This is a genomic window from Barnesiella sp. An22, assembly GCF_963931395.1.
Taxonomy (GTDB): Bacteria; Bacteroidota; Bacteroidia; order Bacteroidales; family Barnesiellaceae; genus Barnesiella; species Barnesiella merdigallinarum.
Map to the genome: position 1 here is coordinate 3,139,583 of NZ_OZ007014.1, position 17,983 is coordinate 3,157,565.

12 protein-coding genes and 1 pseudogene are annotated in these 17,983 nt (G+C 49.0%); 8 read left to right on the forward strand and 5 right to left on the reverse strand.

Going from position 1 to position 17,983, the window contains the following annotated elements; all coding sequences use genetic code 11:
* The 5 genes and pseudogenes from ABGT88_RS13095 to ABGT88_RS13115 all read left to right on the forward strand — a co-directional run bounded on the left by ABGT88_RS13095 (position 1) and on the right by ABGT88_RS13115 (position 3,432).
* On the forward strand, positions 1–990 hold the full coding sequence (locus tag ABGT88_RS13095; protein ID WP_346702548.1) for a hypothetical protein: 990 nt from the start codon (positions 1–3) through the stop codon (positions 988–990).
* Entirely contained in the window at positions 987–1,787 is an 801-nt protein-coding gene (locus tag ABGT88_RS13100; RefSeq protein ID WP_346702550.1) for a hypothetical protein, read from the forward strand. The genes ABGT88_RS13095 and ABGT88_RS13100 overlap by 4 nt, the downstream gene beginning before the upstream one ends.
* A 1-nt stretch (position 1,788) precedes the next feature.
* Positions 1,789–1,964: pseudogene (locus ABGT88_RS13105) on the forward strand (ATP-binding protein); the annotation flags it as partial.
* 134 nt (positions 1,965–2,098) lie between these two features.
* Positions 2,099–3,079: a virulence RhuM family protein gene (locus tag ABGT88_RS13110; RefSeq protein WP_154577739.1), complete on the forward strand. Its 981-nt coding sequence runs from the start codon at positions 2,099–2,101 to the stop codon at positions 3,077–3,079.
* 14 nt (positions 3,080–3,093) lie between these two features.
* The gene (locus tag ABGT88_RS13115; RefSeq protein WP_154577738.1) at positions 3,094–3,432 is read left to right on the forward strand and encodes a hypothetical protein; all 339 of its coding nucleotides are present in this window, start codon (positions 3,094–3,096) and stop codon (positions 3,430–3,432) included.
* Positions 3,433–3,916: 484 nt separating this feature from the next.
* Here the strand turns inward: ABGT88_RS13115 and ABGT88_RS13120 are convergent, their stop codons facing one another.
* A complete protein-coding gene (locus tag ABGT88_RS13120; RefSeq protein WP_346702553.1) occupies positions 3,917–5,110 on the reverse strand; it encodes a glycoside hydrolase family 76 protein in 1,194 nt (397 codons plus the stop codon).
* 283 nt (positions 5,111–5,393) lie between these two features.
* Between ABGT88_RS13120 and ABGT88_RS13125 the strand changes: the two genes are divergently transcribed.
* The gene (locus ABGT88_RS13125) at positions 5,394–6,779 is read left to right on the forward strand and encodes a transposase (RefSeq protein ID WP_346699851.1); all 1,386 of its coding nucleotides are present in this window, start codon (positions 5,394–5,396) and stop codon (positions 6,777–6,779) included.
* A 175-nt stretch (positions 6,780–6,954) separates the two neighbouring features.
* Here the strand turns inward: ABGT88_RS13125 and ABGT88_RS13130 are convergent, their stop codons facing one another.
* The 4 genes from ABGT88_RS13130 to ABGT88_RS13145 all read right to left on the reverse strand — a co-directional run bounded on the left by ABGT88_RS13130 (position 6,955) and on the right by ABGT88_RS13145 (position 13,209).
* Complete coding sequence (locus ABGT88_RS13130; protein ID WP_346702555.1) at positions 6,955–8,307, reverse strand: SusF/SusE family outer membrane protein; 1,353 nt, start codon at positions 8,305–8,307, stop codon at positions 6,955–6,957.
* Between the two features lie 37 nt (positions 8,308–8,344).
* Positions 8,345–10,846, reverse strand: coding sequence for a glycoside hydrolase family 97 catalytic domain-containing protein (locus ABGT88_RS13135; protein ID WP_346702557.1), 2,502 nt, complete (start codon positions 10,844–10,846; stop codon positions 8,345–8,347).
* 13 nt (positions 10,847–10,859) lie between these two features.
* Positions 10,860–12,446: a DUF6383 domain-containing protein gene (locus ABGT88_RS13140; RefSeq protein ID WP_346702559.1), complete on the reverse strand. Its 1,587-nt coding sequence runs from the start codon at positions 12,444–12,446 to the stop codon at positions 10,860–10,862.
* A 214-nt stretch (positions 12,447–12,660) separates the two neighbouring features.
* The gene (locus ABGT88_RS13145) at positions 12,661–13,209 is read right to left on the reverse strand and encodes an RNA polymerase sigma-70 factor (protein ID WP_087408948.1); all 549 of its coding nucleotides are present in this window, start codon (positions 13,207–13,209) and stop codon (positions 12,661–12,663) included.
* Between the two features lie 268 nt (positions 13,210–13,477).
* Between ABGT88_RS13145 and ABGT88_RS13150 the strand changes: the two genes are divergently transcribed.
* Together ABGT88_RS13150 and ABGT88_RS13155 are read left to right on the forward strand one after the other, a co-directional pair.
* On the forward strand, positions 13,478–14,503 hold the full coding sequence (locus ABGT88_RS13150) for a FecR domain-containing protein (RefSeq protein ID WP_346702562.1): 1,026 nt from the start codon (positions 13,478–13,480) through the stop codon (positions 14,501–14,503).
* A 274-nt stretch (positions 14,504–14,777) separates the two neighbouring features.
* Complete coding sequence (locus tag ABGT88_RS13155) at positions 14,778–17,978, forward strand: TonB-dependent receptor (RefSeq protein ID WP_241147839.1); 3,201 nt, start codon at positions 14,778–14,780, stop codon at positions 17,976–17,978.
* Positions 17,979–17,983: the final 5 nt, after the last annotated feature.

Sequence of the window (17,983 nt, forward strand, 5' to 3'; positions counted from 1 at the left end):
ATGGCTAATAAACTCGATATATATCAGATATGTCTTCCCAAACGTTCAGGGACACTCAAAAATGTTATAATTAAGAAAAATAAAATTACAGATTCATCTATAACAAAAGCAAAGATATTTAATCTCTTTTATAGGAACTTATTAGAATTAATAGGGAGTAGTGTCTTTTGTATTGATTCTAAAAAAATGGGACTAACAATATTCAAAGGGAAGGGTGAGAAAATAAATACAATCTTAACATCTCATTCTTCATCTTTTGTTATTGAAGGGTTTATAGATGCCGGTCCTTATAATTCTATTCGTAAACTTGCTAAGTTATCAGATTTATCAAAAAGACGTACAATTAATAAAAGTGATATTATAACAGACAGATATTACTTCTATTTATATTTTCCTTGGGATTCGAGTATTGGTATATTAATGGTTCAATCTAAAGAAAATTCATCTATTCGTAGAGCTATAAAACCATTTATGGAGAATTTATTTAAAATTGACACTATAAAAGGATGCAGAGTCAATACATACTATCCCAAATGGTTAAAAGAGCATTTTATAGATGGTGCAAATTTATGTAGTTTGTCGTATGAGCAAGAATTTGTTACACAAATTCAGACTGAACAAGAAACTTTGATAAAATCAGAAGAATTTGATATTAAAGTAACTATTATTCCCAAAACAGGTAGAGAGAATATGTCCAATTCTGATACTGTAATAAATAAAATAGGAAATTTTTTTGGTATAAGAATTGGGGGAAATACACATTCACTTTCATCTTTTAGCAAAAAGAAAGGAGTAATGAGAAATGAAGATTTAAAAAAATCATTACCCTTTATAATAGATAAGGAAGATGAAATTCATCCTATCATACCAATTGATGAGTATATCTCTGCTGATGAAAATGGAGATTTTAAGAGAAATGATTTAAAATCACTATGCGATAACTTTTTAGAGAAAATAAAATTAGAAATATATGGTTTTGAACACAAATGAATAGTAACATTCTTATATATTATTTATTTAAGCTCATTAAAGATGGACATGAATGGCAATATAAAAATATTAACGGAAAAGGGAGCAAGCCTAAATTATATTTTTCATTTTTGCAAATTATTGCATTATGTATCAGCGTTTTATTCTGTATCTCTGTTCCTCAAGGATTAACGACAGATGCAACAGATCATATTTTGACTTGTCTATCCATCATGGTTGCTCTATTTTTAAGTTTAATAATTGTCGTCTTTGATAAATCCAAACATATTGAGTCTTTAAATATAAAAAAGCGAGAAGATGAGACTTCCAATAAAACAGAAGCCTCTGTAACAGATTTCCATTTATGGAATTTTTTTTATCAATTTAATGCATTAACATCTTATGCAATCTTACTATCTGTCTTTGTTATTATATTAATACTTCTTACATTAAGTTTTAACGTAAAAGTAGATTTTTCGCAATACCATATTATCCCTTATAAACAGTGGAATAATGAAACTCTTATTACAACTTTAAATTTGGTATTGGTATTTCTAATAAGATTTTGTATTGTCTATTTTTTAATAGATTTCTTTATCATATGTTTTTATGCAATTTGCCATATGTATCAGTATATTAGATTGGACTTTTTAAAAAGAAGACCTGATATTCAGATTTATAATGAAGAAAAGATTTCAGAAACATTTAAACGTGAATGCGGATTTAATCTTTCTATTGTAAAAGGAATAATCATATTTTTTATATGCTTAATAATAAGTCTTGTTATTTGGAACTTTTTTTACAATATGAATCTATAATATGCAAACTGAATCCCCAAACATAGAGTTCAAAGAATCTTGGCGCAACGAATATCTAAAATGGATATGCGGTTTTGCTAACACACAAGGCGGTGTACTTTACATTGGTATAAAAGACAATGGTGAAATATATGGTATCCAGATAACAAGAAAATAATGGAAGGTTTTCCTAACAAATACGTGAGCTACATAGAGTTTATTTTTCCTAACGACAAGCAAAGTTGGTTGCAATAATATCGCCTTACGGCAAAAGGTTCAGCATTGAAAGTAAGTTTGAGGAATAGCAAATGGCAATAATTTAGATAATAAACATGAACGAAGAAAATAAAATAATCCTATATCAGGACGATAACGAAATAACTCGTGTATCGGTACGCTTTGCCGATGAAGACTTATGGTTGACACAGAGTCAGTTAGCAGAGATATATGACACATCACAACAGAATATTAGTCAGCATATAGACAATATCTACAAGGATGGAGAACTTATAGCAGAAGCAACTAACAAGAAATTCTTGTTAGTTCGTCAGGAAGGCAATCGTCAAGTAAGGCGTAATATAGACCATTATAATCTCGATATGGTCATAGCTTTGGGATATCGTGTCCAGTCTCAAATAGCAACACGCTTCCGGCGTTGGGCGACACAACGTTTACATGAATATATTCAGAAAGGTTTTGCGATGGACGATGAACGGCTGAAACAGGGAGGAAACCGCTATTTCCGAGAGTTATTGCAGCGTATCAGGGATATTCGCAGTAGCGAACGAAATTTTTACCAGCAGGTTACGGACATATATGCTACAGCTACGGACTATGATCCTCGTAGTGAAATGACTAAAACTTTTTTCGCCACCGTGCAAAACAAACTGCATTATGCGGTTCATGAGAATACAGCTGCAGAAATAATATACAACCGTGTGGACAATGAAAAACCGTTTGTCGGAATGACTAATTTCAAAGGTAATTACGTAACCAAAGATGATGTAAAAATTGCGAAAAACTATTTATCTGAAATAGAACTGCAACGACTGAATCTGTTAGTTTCAGGATTTCTTGATTTTGCAGAATTCCAGGCATTGGAGATGAACCCTATGTCTATGAAGGATTGGATAGAAGCTCTTGACAATCAGATTATAGCTCACAAACGAAAAATCCTGATTGGCAAAGGCAATATTTCACATAAACAAGCCATAGAAAAAGCTGAAAAGGAATTTGAGATATACCGCAAGCGAGAAATGGATATGCTTGAAAGTGATTTCGACAAAGAGGTTAAAAGATTAAACAAGAAATAAAGTGATATTATAATATGAATAATGCAATTGATTTAGCCTTTCTTACGGCAAAAGTAGCTACATTAAAAGATGAGAAAGCAAAAATGATTGTTGAAGGTGCTTCTTTAGCATATAACATAACTCAAGTTGCTCGTTTCCGATCTATGATTGTGGAGTTATCACAAATATGCAACTATATTGTGTACAAAGCTAGAATCATAGGAGAATGCACACAAGGAGAATATGATTTAGCTTTGGAGTGCCAACGGCAAATTGAAGAATGCAACAAACAAATAGCCAAACATGAAACAATGACTATGGTAGATGGTATATCTTTGCTTATTGATATGCTTGGTAATTTGAATAAAAAATAAATCGGTTGGAATTCCACACCGAAGTGGAGCAAAAATACAAGGCATCTGCTTGTATTTCAAAATAAAGCGTTACCTTTGTAGAGTAATAGGAAATCGACTCCGCAAGACACTGCAAAATATTGCAAGAATCCGGTGGAGCAATAGCGGGAGATTACTTCTTTAGCTAAAAGATACATCAAAGATATTCAGCCACTTATCGTTAGATTACGATTCCTGGTGGCACCACCGAAAACCGAGATAGCAATATTTGCTGTTTCGGTTTTTTCGTTTCTACCTTCCCCTCTCATAGGATACCGGCCTACTCTTCTGCATTTCGTCAAGGGCGAGACGACCCATAACCATACAGCCGTAATTCACAAACCAAGGATACTTTCCCGGCCGATACCGTGCTGGGCCATAGTCTCGTGCATAGGCATAAAAAACTCCCGAGGCAACGGATGGGTTGCTCCGGGAGTTGAGGTTCATATTTCACTAAAACACACTACTATTCTCCGTCGATCAGGGCGAGGCGGGCATACATCTCGGCCATGGCAAACTGGGTGAGGAGCCACTTCGATTCGTTGCGGGTCTGCCCGGTCCAGTTGTCGTTGAAGAGGCCGTTCTCTTCGCGCATGCCGTTGGTCCAGGCCTGGTCCAGATTCTCTTGTATGGCATCGATGTAACGACGGTCGTAATCGATGCCGTACAGCTCGACAAAGCCCCGCACCATGATGGCCGTGAACCAGATGTTGCCGGGGGTGAACACGCGGTACCGACGCCCGGGTTGCGACGGGGCGGCAAAGAAGTGTTCGTAGCAGGCGGCTGCCAGTCGCCGGGCTTCGCGCAGATAGTGCTCCTCGCCCGTGAGGCGGTAGAGAAGGGCCGAGGCCTGCATCATCTGCCCGCTGTTGTAGGCAAACTTGGCCCGGCCTATGGTGCCGTCGAGGCTCTTGTTGTCGAAGTAGAGGCCGTCGGTGGGGTCTTGCAGGTTGGTGCGGGTCCACTCATAGAGGCGCACGGCGGTGCGCAGGTAGCTGCTGTCGCCGGTAACGAGGTAGAGCTTGGCGGCATAGACCGAGCCCGGGGCATTGGAACAGGTGTTTTTCCCGTTCTTCTTCTGTTCGCACCAGTATATGCCATAGCCCAGCTGGTTGTCGATGCCGCTCTCGATAAATCGCCACACGAGTTTTGCCTGCTCCAGGTATCGGGGGTCGCGCGTGAGGCGATAGAGGTCGGTAAAGTCGAGACCTATCCAGATGTTGTCGTCGTAGAAGCGGTCGGAGGCGGGGGCCGTATTCAGGTAAGAGGAGTAGGCGGCCGGTGTGCGCACCGAGTCGAAATACATTTCCAGACCGGGACGGACTTGCTGCTCCAGCACCTGCCCGAAGCGGGGGTCGAGGCGGGCATCCCAAATGGCTGCCACGGCCGAGAGACTGCCCGAGAAGGGCCACAGGTAGGAGAAGCGTTTCTGCTGGTCGGCCTGCTCTTCGTTCGAGAGGTAGGTCACTTTCAGTTGGTCGTCAAAGGGGTAAGTCTCCCGAAAGAGGGGGAGACGTTCGTCGCCATAGCATTCCATCACGGCATCGAACGTGGCGACGGCCCGATTGTAGTTGTCGCTCCCGGCCTGGCACACCGCAGGTGCGAGACTTACGGTGGCAAGGGCCAGGCAGCGAGCTATCATGAGACATGTGTTCTGCATACGATTTACAGTTTGTCGGCGGGTTTCACCCCAAAAGGTCTCGGGTATTCCCGATGTTCCGCACTAAAAAACAAGCAAAAAAATACCGAGTCGGGGAGGTCGGCTCCCCGACTCGGCTCAAAATCTTAAGATCTTATTTAGGGACTGTCGTAAAAAGAATAAAACTTTATAACGAATTGATTGCCAATGTAATATAAAATTTGTATCTTAGCTAAAGATAAAAAGAATACCTCCAATTGCCCTAGAAAAGCCAAATTTGGAGGTATCGCAAAAATTAATCTGCATGGCTAAGGTACAAAATTTCTCTGAAATATCACCCGATCTTCCTTTCACGGAGTTCGATTTTTATGAATTGTATAGGCGGACGTTCGAGACTAGCGAGCTGGGAAAAATCAGGAAGAGGCTGCCGCTTGGTGAGATGGCAGAGAACTTTGGACTGATAAGCAAGAGCATGAGAGCGAAGAAAGGGCGAAAAACATACTTCACCCCGGAGGGCAAGGTTGCGCTGATGTTCCTGAAGATGTACACAGGTCTGAGCAGCCCGAAGTTGATGGAGCATCTTAACGGCAACGTCCACTATCAGCTCTTCTGCGATGTGAGAATAGACCCGATGCATCCTCTGACGAACTACAAACTTCTGGACGACGTGTTTTCGGAGCTGGCCCGCGGGCTGAAGATCCAACAGCAGCAGGAGATACTGGCAAGAGCCTGGAAACCGTACATGAAGGACCTGGATACGATGTATACGGATGCGACCTGCTACGAGAGCGAGATGCGCTATCCTACGGATGCGAAGCTTCTGTGGGAAGGAATAGAGAAGTCATATGAGATAATGTGCACTCTGAGTGCCAAGCTGAATGTGCACCGTCCGAGGACGAAGTACGTAGACGTAGAGAAGGCCAACCTGTCGTACAGGAAGCGGCGCAGGCATACGAAAGTCCAGACCAGGAAACTGACCAGACGCCTGCTCAACCTTTTGGGGAAGATACTGAAGGAGACCCGCACACTGGAGAGGGAGAATGCAGGCGCGGAGAAATTGCTGACAGCCAGACAGAAGAGCGATATTGAAATCATCACAAGAGTGTACCGCCAGCAGAAGGCCCACTTCGAGAACAACAATCCTCGCGAGAGTGTCAAGGACAGGATAGTGAGCATCAGCAAGCCGTATGTGAGGCCAATCGTGAGAGGCAAGGAAGTGAAGAGCGTAGAGTTCGGTGCGAAGTGCAACAACATCCAGGTTGACGGACTCTCATTCATCGAGAAGCTGTCATTCAATGCCTTCAACGAGGGAACCAGGCTTACGCACTGCCTGAAGATGCACCGAAAGCTCTTCGGTGTGGACGCGAAGAAGGTTGGAGGAGATGCAGGCTATGCCGGCAGCGCCAACAGGGGGTACTGCAAGGATAGAGGAATACAGACGTCATTCGTCAAGCGTGGCCGTCCGTCCTTGGAAAAGAAAGAGAACGACATCATCCGCAACGAGCTGGCGAGGGTGAGGGCAACGAGGATGGAAGGCTCGTTCGGAACGCAGAAGGAACACTATGGCCTGAAACGCATCAAGGCAAGGACGAAGTTGACCGAAATCCTGTACATCTTCTTTGGCATCCACACGGCGAATGCAGTACAGCTCGTCCGGCGGGAAGTCAACGAAATTGCTCAGGCTGCCTGATGTTCGAGGTGAGTGAGAAACGGCCCTTTCACTGGAGTATTGGCTCCAGTTGGGTCCAAAAATGAAAAAAGGGGCTCCGAAACGGAGCCGAAAATATAAAAAGATGAGTTCGATCGGAAAAATTACCGGGACAGTCTGCCGATTGACTCATAATGACGGAATTAAACGACTGTCCCTATTTAACTATTACTTTATGAGAATATACCTGGTTGCCACAAGCTACGCGCACTACATATACGCCGCTCTGTGCCATGTCGAAAGCATAGTCGCTTACGGCACCCGTCGAGGCTACGCAGTTGCCCAGCAAGTCGAATACCATCACACCGTCGAGGTCGAGGCCGTTGGCCAATACGCGGATGGTGGCACCGTCGGTTACTACAACCGGAGCAGCAGCCAGCACTTCGCTTACAGCGCTGGAGGTACCCTCCTCGACCGTGAGGGTCATGGCATGGAGGTCGACCGTGAGTTTGTAGTTACCATCCTCGGGCACCGTGAACTTGTTGTCGTGGCCCGAACCGCGATACGAAATCGTGTAGCTTCCGCCGATCTCGATGGGTTGGTTGGCGCTTTGAGTCGTATCGAATACGAAGTCGTTTTCCCATACACCGGGGATGAGTTGGTTGAGGAACTTGAACTCCGTGCCGCTACCGTCGGTCGTCTGAGCATAGAGTTGACCCGACCAGGTGAATTTGCCCGATTCGATCTTTTCCATCTCCACACCATCTTCGGTCAGCCAGCTACCGGGACGAGCCGTCAAGGCGCTACCTACGATATAGAGGTGCTCGTAGTCGATTTTGAGAACTTCCATCTTCATCTCGGCTACATTGACCGTAATCGTGTAGGTCGAGGTGGCGGGGATTTGGAACTCGGTAGTACCTACGCCGTCGGCGCTATATACCATACTGTACGAACCCGATTTGATGCTGCCGGTATTGGCGGGGTTGAACGACATGGTTTCGTCGCCGTTTACAAAGTAGAAACCTACCATGGGGTCGGCCTCTTCGATTACGCCCGACCAGGTGTAGACACCATCCGAAACCTTCTCCATGGCTACCTTGTCGGTAAAGGCGCTACCGGCCAGGTATACTTGACCGAACTCGGCTACGTCGGGGAGCTCCTGCGTAGTCTCGGTCAGTAACATGGTCATCTCGTTCAGGTCGATATCGATCTTGTAGGTTCCCGTCTTGTCTACGATGAAGGCAGCATCGGGTTGAACCTCTTCGTGTTTGTCGAGCAGAGCGACTTTCACACCGGGAGTCACGGTCTCGTGAGCGGCTGCGGTAGTCGTCAAGCAGGGATACCAGCTACGGCTAACAATGAATTTGAATCGACGCGAATTGTCGCCATGGTCGAGCAATTCGCCGGTCCAGGTAAATTTTCCATCCCCGAGATTGGTCATCTCCAGGTTGCTATTGGTGTTCCAACCGGCCGATGTGGCATCGCCGATTACATACAGGTGATCATAACTGGCTGCAGAGAGTCCGAGCACAGACAACAAACAGACCATTAAAAAGGTAATCTTTTTCATAAGTTTTATTATTAAGTTTAACAAAAGGTTCTCATTTTCATCGTCCTATCAATACTTTTTGGGTAAAGTCGAGCCCGGTGGTGTGGAGCTTCACGAAGTAGACGCCCCGATCGGGAACGGAGACCGACAGGCGGCCGCCCTCGAAGTGGCCGGTGCGCAAGAGTTGGCCCAGCGAATTGTAGACGGCATAGTCGGTAGCCGATGCCTGCTCGATGATGATGTCGCGGTCGAGCACGTAGACCAACCCTACCGACTCGCTCTCCTGCGGAGCCTCCACGTCGGTCGTCCCGTCGGCATACTTCGACAGGACGATACGGTCGAGATTGGGACCGTAATCGGAGTTGTTGCCTACCTCAATCGTGTTGCTCACCGTGTGGTCGAGCGTAACCAGTACCGTGCGGTGAGCCATGTAACTACCTGTGGGACCGCCGGTATTCTCGAACGAAACCTCCTGCCACGAGTTGATGTCGCCGTTCAGCTTCACATAGGCCGAACAGGGAGCATCGCTCATGTAGTAGAGGGTCATGGCATAGGTACCCGACTCGGGCACGGTCACCCCGTTGAAGACCAGGGCGCGGCCGTTGCCTATCGAGGCCACATACTCCCCACCCGAACAGAGGCTGTCGACGTCGCTCTTCACCGGCACCCCGAAGGGTATGGTGTTCTCGGCGGCTTCGGCCTCGTATTTCATCTGTATGGGTCGCGGCAGTTGCGACGAGGTGGAGAAGAGCACTACGGCCCCACCCCGCTTCAGCAGGTCGACCGACAGGGTATCGCGGGACGACAGGTTGTCGCGGTACTCAAACCGGACCTCCGACGGGCAATCGCCATCGCCATACACATAGGCACAGTAGTTCTCGCCCTCGGGCAAGAACGACAGAGGCACCCGTGCCGTGCGGGCTTCGTGCGTGAGCGTGGCCCAATACCACTCGTCGCCCTTCTGGCGCACAAGGCTCACATATTCGTCGGGGCGAGCCTCCACACAGCGGGTATTGTCCCAGGCCACGGGCAGCCGTTTCAAGAACTCGCGGGCCATGTGATACTCGAAATTCTCGGGAGCATCGGCCAGATGCTGTATGCCCGACTCGAATACCACCGACAGGGCCAACTGGTGAGCCCAGGTGGTGCCGGAGTGGATGCAGCCGTTGCGGTCGGCAAAGTCGACGGGGGCATAATCGGTGGAACCGATAGCGCCGCGAATTATGGCCGAGTTGATGTTGTGAATATCGGGAAAGTCGGTAAATACGGTGTTGGGCAGCACAGCCTCCGAGGTGAGCAGGTGAGGCCAGGTGCGTCGCAAACCCGTGGGTTTGGGGCAAGCGTAAAGGTCGAGCAAGAGCTGGTTCTGCGCCGTCACCCGCAGCAGCAGGTCTACCTTCTGCATCGTAGCCTGCGACTCGCTCTCCCAGAAGTCGATCTTCAACCCCTTCACACCCTGCGATTTCCAGCTCTGTACCATCGCGTTCAGGGCAGACTCGTCGGAGGGGAGGTCATTCTGGTTCACCCATATCAGCACGCCCACCTTCTTCGAAGAGGCATAATCGACCACCTCTTTCAGCGAGATGCCGTTCTGTTCCCAGCACTTGTCGAGGGTGAAGTACTCCCACCCCTGTTCCTGGGCCCAGTCGATATAGTGTTTGATGTTGCTCATATTCAGGTAGTCGGCGGTGAAATCCTCGCCGGCAATGTTCCAGGTAGCCCGTCCCGGGGTAATCCACGAGAGGGAGTTGACGGCCGTCGCATCGTTAAGATTCTCGAGCATCACCGTCTCGACCACCGACTCGAGCGAACCCACCAGCAGCACCCGCCACGGGGTAGCCAACGGGAGGGTAGTCGATACCGATTCACGAGGCTGGAAACAGAAGGCACCGGTCTCGTCGTCGACCGTGAGTGTGCTCCCGCAATACGAGCCGTTGACTCTCGCCTCGGTCATCAACATATAGTTGCCCCCCATGTCGACCAGTATGGGGAAGGGGGTATAGGTGGCACAGGCCACGAACTCGGTAGCGGTCTCGCTGAAAAGCGACTGGCTGTCTTTGGAATACTGTTGGGAATAGATGGTTTCGCAGGCGGCGGGCAGACATTCGCTCTGTTCGGCATAGACCGAAACCTCGCCGCTGCCGGGAAGCTCGTAGCGGTAGGCCACACCGTCGTCGTAGACGCGGAAGACAAACTTCACTTCGTGCCCCTCCTTGCTGCCGGTCACCGTGGCCTCCTTGTAGGTATTTTCGTAGCGGCTGCGTTTGCCCGACGGCAATTCATAAGGGTCTTCGACCAGGCGGTCGGTAAAGGCGAGGTCGCCTACCCCGCTCGAAAAATCGCCCACCGAGGTGACGATTCCCAGGGCCGACTTCTCTATCAGGGTAGCGGTACCCTTCACGACCTTGTAATACAACGCATCGTTGTCGTCGAGCACGACGAGTTTAATCGAGTCGTTGGGCGAGGTCGACTCGCCCAGGACCTGTTCGCCCCAAGCCGGAGCGATACCGCTCATCACTCCTGCCACAATCAGGAGTCCGTATGTCAATCTGGTTTTCATCTTCAATAAATCTTCATTTTACCACTACTTTGTGTACCGTCTGCTCGTGCTGCACGGTCACCCCCACGAGATAGATGCCGGCAGGCACCGCAATGCGGCAATCGTCACCGCGCAACCGCCCTTCGTAGAGAGTCTGGCCCGAGAGGGTCAACACGCGGCAAGCTGCTTCGTCGGCTGTCGAGACCACAATGGCCCGGTCGCCGGCCGTTACCCGCACCTCGTCAACCCGAGCCGAAGAGAGGGCTGCCGGCTGGTCGCTGCCAAAGAGTTGCCACTTGAGCAACTGGAAGGCATCGGCCCCGTTATTCTCGAGGGTTCTCAAGCGATAGCCCTTGTATAGTTTCGTACCATTTACGGCAAATTTCATGGTCGCATACCTACTGGGAAACTCAAAGCCTTCGACTTCGCTCACCACCTCCCAATCACGATCGAAGCCCTCGACCACCCAGCTCTTCGGGTCACGGTCGGGGTAATCCTGACACGAGGTGAGCGTGTAGCTCTCGAGGCGATAAGGCTTGTCGAGTTCTATCTCTACCTGGAAGAGGGGACCCTCGTCGCTGTAATACTTGCGCTGCATGTTGCGGTCGAAGAGGTTGAAGTAGCGCTCGTCGGCCACGGTAAAGGCACCCAGCGGAGAGCCCAGCGCCGAGGCATAGGCATCGACGCCGGCCGTTATATCGGTCGGGAAATTCTTTCCGTCGGTATTCTCATAATAGGGTATCCCGAAGAGTTGTATCTCGCCCACACGGCCACCTTGCGTGACAATGCGGTAATAACGGGCAGCCCGGGCAGCGTCGGCATGAGGCTGACGATCGATGGTATAGAGTGTCGCCGCGCTGTACCGGGTAGACGAATTGGGCGACAAGCGATTGTAGTTTTGTCCGTCGACCGAATACTCCAGGCTCCAGGCATCGACACCGGCCGCTATGGCCGTACCGTCGGAGAAGAGGTAGCCGGTAATCAGGTAAGGTTCGGGACAGGTTACATAGATGTAGTTCGACGAGGCGGGCATCTCGCACGAGGTATACTCGTTGTTGTCGTTCATGGCCGAAGCCGAATAGTCGGCACCGTCGACGGTCACCGAGGCCTCGTCGGTGAGGTCGTAACCGAAAGCGGCGCTCTCCTTCTCGGGCTTGGGCATGTTCACCCCGGTCTCCCAGAGTTCGAATTTGTCGATATTGGGCCCCCCGCCATTATAGGGGGTAATGCGCAAGGTGTTGTACCCCTCGTCGAGATAGATATACGACAGCATCATGCCCACCGGCGGACGGTTCCAGTCCTCGGTCGTCTCGGTCATCGTGAGGATTACCGGGGTATAGAACCCCGACTGCACGGCGATGGAGCGGATGAACATGCTGGTATAGTAGGTGCGAAACTCATAGGTTCCCGCCTTCTCGACATAAACATTTTCAAACACGATTTCCGACCCGCTATCGTTATCGCCCACGTAGGCGTTTCCCGAATAGCCGTCGACATATTTGACCTTCACCGGCGGGGTGAGCCGGGCATCCTCGGCCTCCAGAACCAGCAACGGCTCCTGAGCATACAGGCTGCAGGCTGCCAGCAGGGCAAAACACAAACTTGTAATTTTCTTGTACATATCTCTCACTCAAGTCTAAGAAAAACGATAGAATCTTTGCCTGTACAAAAAGCTCTAATAGGGGTATCTCCCGGTCAACGGAGTAGGAAATGGACCGTAACAAAAAGAGTATGTGCACTTAAAAGAGTTTTTCATGTCGGTAATATTCCAGGGTTTCACATACTATGACACAAAAAGCATCATATACCCTTATACCGAATGAAAAAAATTTTTTTTACCACAAATAGCTGTACTGGTCGCCCAGAAATTTTCTGATTTTCTTTAGAGCAATGGTTATTTGCCCCTCGACCGTCTTGACCGAGAGATTCAACTTCTGGGCAATCTCCTGATTGGTGAGGCTCTCCTGCCGGCTGAGAACGAAAATATGGCGACACTTTTCGGGCAGAGCCAGTATGGCCTCGTGGATAAGCCGATACAGCTCTTCGGTCTCGAGCGACGACACGTCGGTATTGAGTCCCGACAACTCGGCGTCGTCGATACTCACCATCTCTTTCTTTTTACGCAATTCATTCAAGCACTTGTTTCGTGCAGCCTGAAACAGATAGGCTTTCAACGAAAGTTGTATGTGGAAGGTGTCGCGGTTCTCCCACAGATAGATAAAAATATCCATGGCCAGCTCTTCGGCCACAGCCTTGTCGTCCAGATAAAGGTATATAAAACGGCACAACGGAGTAAAGTAGGTTTCGAACAAACTTTTGAATGCCTCTTCATTTCCCTCCCGTATTTGCCTGAGCAATAATATGTCGTTTGCTATGTTGGCCACCGTTTTATATATAGGAATACTGTGCAAAGAAAAGAATATTATTCTACAAAAAAAAATTATCTCACCCACAAAGCAGAAAAAAAGCTCTTTCCCCTCTCTTTTTTACATACTGATTAACAACAATTTATCAAATAATCGCAAGTTATTCCCAATTGTTTTTCCTTTTTTACGGTATCCGGTATAAGGGTTTATCTCTTTTTTTGTGTCTAACTAATGAAATCAAAATAATGCGGTAAAATATTTTTTCATCTAAAAAAGTCTGATAATTATGAACAAGAAGCTCCCTTGGGACATTATCATAGCTCGATTCAAAGGCATCTCGCTATCAGAAGACGAGCAAACACAGCTGCAAGAGTGGCTGAATCAAGACGTTGCGAACCAACAGTTTTTCAACGAATTGCAAAATTTGTGGAACCAAATTCAAACCAAGGCAGCCGGATACAATCCAGACGTCGATTCCTATTGGAAAAAATTCCAGACTTATATACACCAAGATTCCATTCAAACCAAACCTGAGAAGGTAAAGAAGATTGTGCCGCGGTGGGCGTCGGGCCGAGTGCTCCGTCGCTTTGCCGCTGCAATAGGTTTACTGCTGGTCGTATCGGGTACCGGTTATCTTTTCTTCGAGAGCAATCACCACGCCAAACACGAAGCCATTGCCCAAACCTACTCGACCATCACCGGCAAATCGAAGTTTATCCTCCCCGACGGCAGCGAGGTATGGCTCAACGCCAACTCGGAACTCGAATATACCAACCTGCATGCCGACGTACGTGAGGTAACCCTCAAAGGCGAAGCTTTCTTCCATGTACAGCACGACCGAAAACCGTTTATCGTCAAAACCAACGACATTGCGGTCAAGGTACACGGTACCCAGTTCAACGTAAGCGCCTATGACGATGACGACAAATCGGTCGTGAGCCTCTACGAGGGTTCGGTCTCGATGCACGTACTGGGCGACGACAAGCCCGACCACTACCTGAAACCCGGTGAAGAGGGTTCGCTCGACAAGAAGAGCAAGACCATAAGCGTGGAAGAAGGCGATGTAGAGTTTGCCATGATGTGGACCAAAGACCGGGTGAAACTCGAAAACAAGAATCTGCACGAGGTATGCCGATACCTCTCCAAATGGTATAACGTGAAAATCGAAATCGATCCGGCTCTCTCCGACGACCAGTCCTACACGTTTACCCTATATGACCAAAGCCTCGAAGATATTGTGCGCATCATGGCCAGCATCTCTTCGATTCATTATCACTTCGACGAAAACAACACTTTAATAATAACCCCTTAAAAAACTATTGCCTATGATAAAATACTGAACGAAAAAACTACCGCAAAAAACATTCATAGACTTTTTTAAAACACTAAATACACACAAAAAGAAAAAGAAAGAGAACCTATTGAGTTAACTTTAATATACCCATGATATGAATCTAAAGAAAAAATTGGTCCTATTCCTGGCCATTTTATTCTCCTTGAACTTGTTTGCTCAGGCCCCGGGAGAATCATTGACTATTTCTTTCCAAAACATTCCGCTATCCGAGGCTATTAAAAAAATAGAAAGCGTGAGCAAATACACCTTCTTCTACGATGCCTTGAAACTGGATGTCAACCAAAAAGTATCGTTGAAAGCCAACAACACACCTGTGCGGCAAGCCATATCGCAAATGCTCGCAAAATCAAACATCAAGTTTGAGATCAAACAGTCGCAGATTATTTTATACAACAAGAATAACGCTTCAGGGAAGAACCAGACAAAGATTGCCATCCACGGTAACGTCACCGACGTCAACGGCGAGCCCCTGATCGGTGTAACCGTGTCGGTAAAAGACGACCCCTCGATTGTAACCATTACCAACGTCGACGGTATCTACGACATCAACGTACCCGACAAAAGCGCCATCCTGCAATTCAAATACATTGGTTTCGCCTCGCGCGAAGAGGCCGTGAACAGCCGCAAGATCATCAACGTGGTACTGCAAGACGCCTCGACCCAACTCGAGGATGTGGTAGTGGTTGGTTACGGTGTGCAAAAGAAGGCTTCGGTCGTTGCCGCCATCACCAGCGTGAAACCCCAACAGCTGCAAGTCGGTACCACCCGTTCGCTCAGTAACGACCTGGCCGGTAACATTGCCGGTATCATCGGTGTACAGCGGTCGGGCGAACCGGGCTACGACAACTCCGAGTTCTGGATCCGCGGTATGAGCTCGTTCAAGGGCAGCAACTCGCCGCTCGTGCTCGTCGACGGTGTAGAGCGTTCGCTCAACAACATCGACATCTCCGAAATCGAGTCGTTCTCGGTCTTGAAAGACGCTTCGGCCAGTGCCGTATACGGTGTGCGGGGTGCCAACGGTGTCATCCTGATTACCACCAAACGCGGTCACTCGGGCAAGACGACCATCAACGTATCGGTCGAGCACTCCATCACCCGCCCGGCCAAGCTCCCCTCGTTCCTCAATGCCGCCGATTACCTGACGCTCCTGAACAACATCAACATCCAGGAAACCGGTACCGAGCTCTACTCGCCCGAACTGATTGACAAATATCGCACCGGCTACGACCCCGAGCTCTACCCCGACATCGACTGGATCGATGCCATCACCAAAGACTTTGCCAACAACACGCGCGCCTCGTTCGACCTCTCGGGCGGTAACGAGAAACTGCGCTACTCGTTCGTAGGTGCCTACTACAACGAGCAAGGTATCACCGAGACCGACAAGACCCAGGCCTGGGACTCGGGCATCTCGGTAAACCGCTTCAACCTGCGTACCAACGTCGACATGAACGTGACCTCGACCACCCTGTTGACCTTCAACATCGGTGGTTACCTGCAACAACGCAACGCCCCGAAAGACGGTATCGACGACATCTTCAGCGCCGCCTTCAAGGCTACCCCCTACATGGTTCCGCTTATCTACAACAACGGCTGCATACCCAAACCGCGTGAGAACGAAAACCCCTGGGCCAAACTGACGCAATCGGGTTTCAAACGCGAGGCCGAGAGTAAGCTCGAAACCCTCTTCGCCGTAGAGCAAGACCTGAAAGGTATCCTCCCCGGTTTGAAGGTAAAGGGTATCTTCTCGTACGACTACTATTCGCGCAACGGTGTAGACCGTGGCAAATCGCCCCGCTACTACTCGCCCGCTACCCAACGCGACCCGGTTACCGGCGAGCTCATCCTCATGGTATTGAACGAGGGCGACGAGTTCCTGGGTTACAGCCGCTGGGAAGAGTACGGTAACTACAGTACCTACCTCGAAGGTAACATCACCTACGACCAACGCTTCGGCGACCACTCGGTAAGCGCCCTGTTGCTGTACAACCAGCGCAACTACGACGATGGCGACCAGGTGCCCTACCGTACACAAGGTTTTGCCGGCCGTGCCGCCTATACCTATGCCGACCGCTACATTGCCGAGTTTAACTTCGGTTACAACGGTTCCGAAAACTTTGCCAAGGGTCACCGCTTCGGTTTCTTCCCCTCGATTGCCGCCGGCTGGATTGTGTCGGAAGAGGAGTTCATGCGCCCCGTACAAAACTACATCAACAAGTTGAAACTGAGAGCATCGTATGGTTTGGCCGGTAACGACCGTTTCTACAACGACGACGGCTCGCAAAAGCGTTTCGCCTACATCACCACCATCGGCTCGACCGACGGCTACAAGTGGGGTAACTCCAACGCCTTCTACGAAAAAGGCGGTCTGCGCGAGGGTGACCCCGGTGTAGAAAACCTTACCTGGGAGACGGTCAAGAAGGCCAACGTCGGTATCGAACTGGGCCTGTTCAAGATGGCCGAAATCCAACTGGACTTCTTCCACGAACGTCGTGAAAACATCTTCATGCAACGCAAGAACTACCCCAGCTCAGCCGGTTTCCCCTCGCTGCCCTGGGCCAACTACGGTATCGTGACCAACAAAGGTTTCGACTTCTCGCTCGATCTCAACAAGCAAATCAATAAAGACTGGTTCATCTCGGCTCGCGCCAGCGTATCGTATGCCCGCAACAAGATTATCGAACAAGACGAAGACCTGGGTGTGCTGGGTACCTACCGTTCGAGCACGGGCAAACCCGTGGGCCAAATCTTCGGTCTGGTAAGCGACGGACTCTTCACCGAAGAGGACTTTGCCGACGTAACGACCGGCGAACTGAAACCCGGTATCCCCGTTCCCAAGTTCTCGGACCGCGTATATCCCGGTGACATCAAGTATGTCGACATGAACGGCGACGGCGAAATCACCGAAACCGACAAGACGGCCATCGGCGGAACCGTGAACCCCGAACTCGTTTATGGTTTCGGCGTGAACCTCAGCTACAAAAACGTAGACTTCGGTGCCTTCTTCCAAGGCAACGGCCGCACCTACCGCATCATCGGCGAAAACCAGACGAACTTCTTGCCCGGCTCGACCATCGGTGCCGAGGGTAACATCTTTACCAACGCCTCCGATGCCTGGACCGTCGAGAATCCCAGCCAGGATGTCTTCTATCCCCGCCTCCACATGGGTTACAATGCCAACAACGCTCAATCATCCGACTGGTGGTTGAAAGACATGAGCATGCTGCGACTCAAAAACATAGAGCTGGGTTACTCCTTCTCCAAGAACCTCATCAAGAAAGCCGCCATGGAATATGCCCGCATATTCATCCGCGGTACGAACCTGCTGCAATTCTCCAAATTCGACCTGTGGGATCCCGAGCTGAGCACCAGCAACGGTCTGAAATATCCTATCATGGCCACCTACTCTATCGGTCTGCAAGTAAGATTCTAAACCCA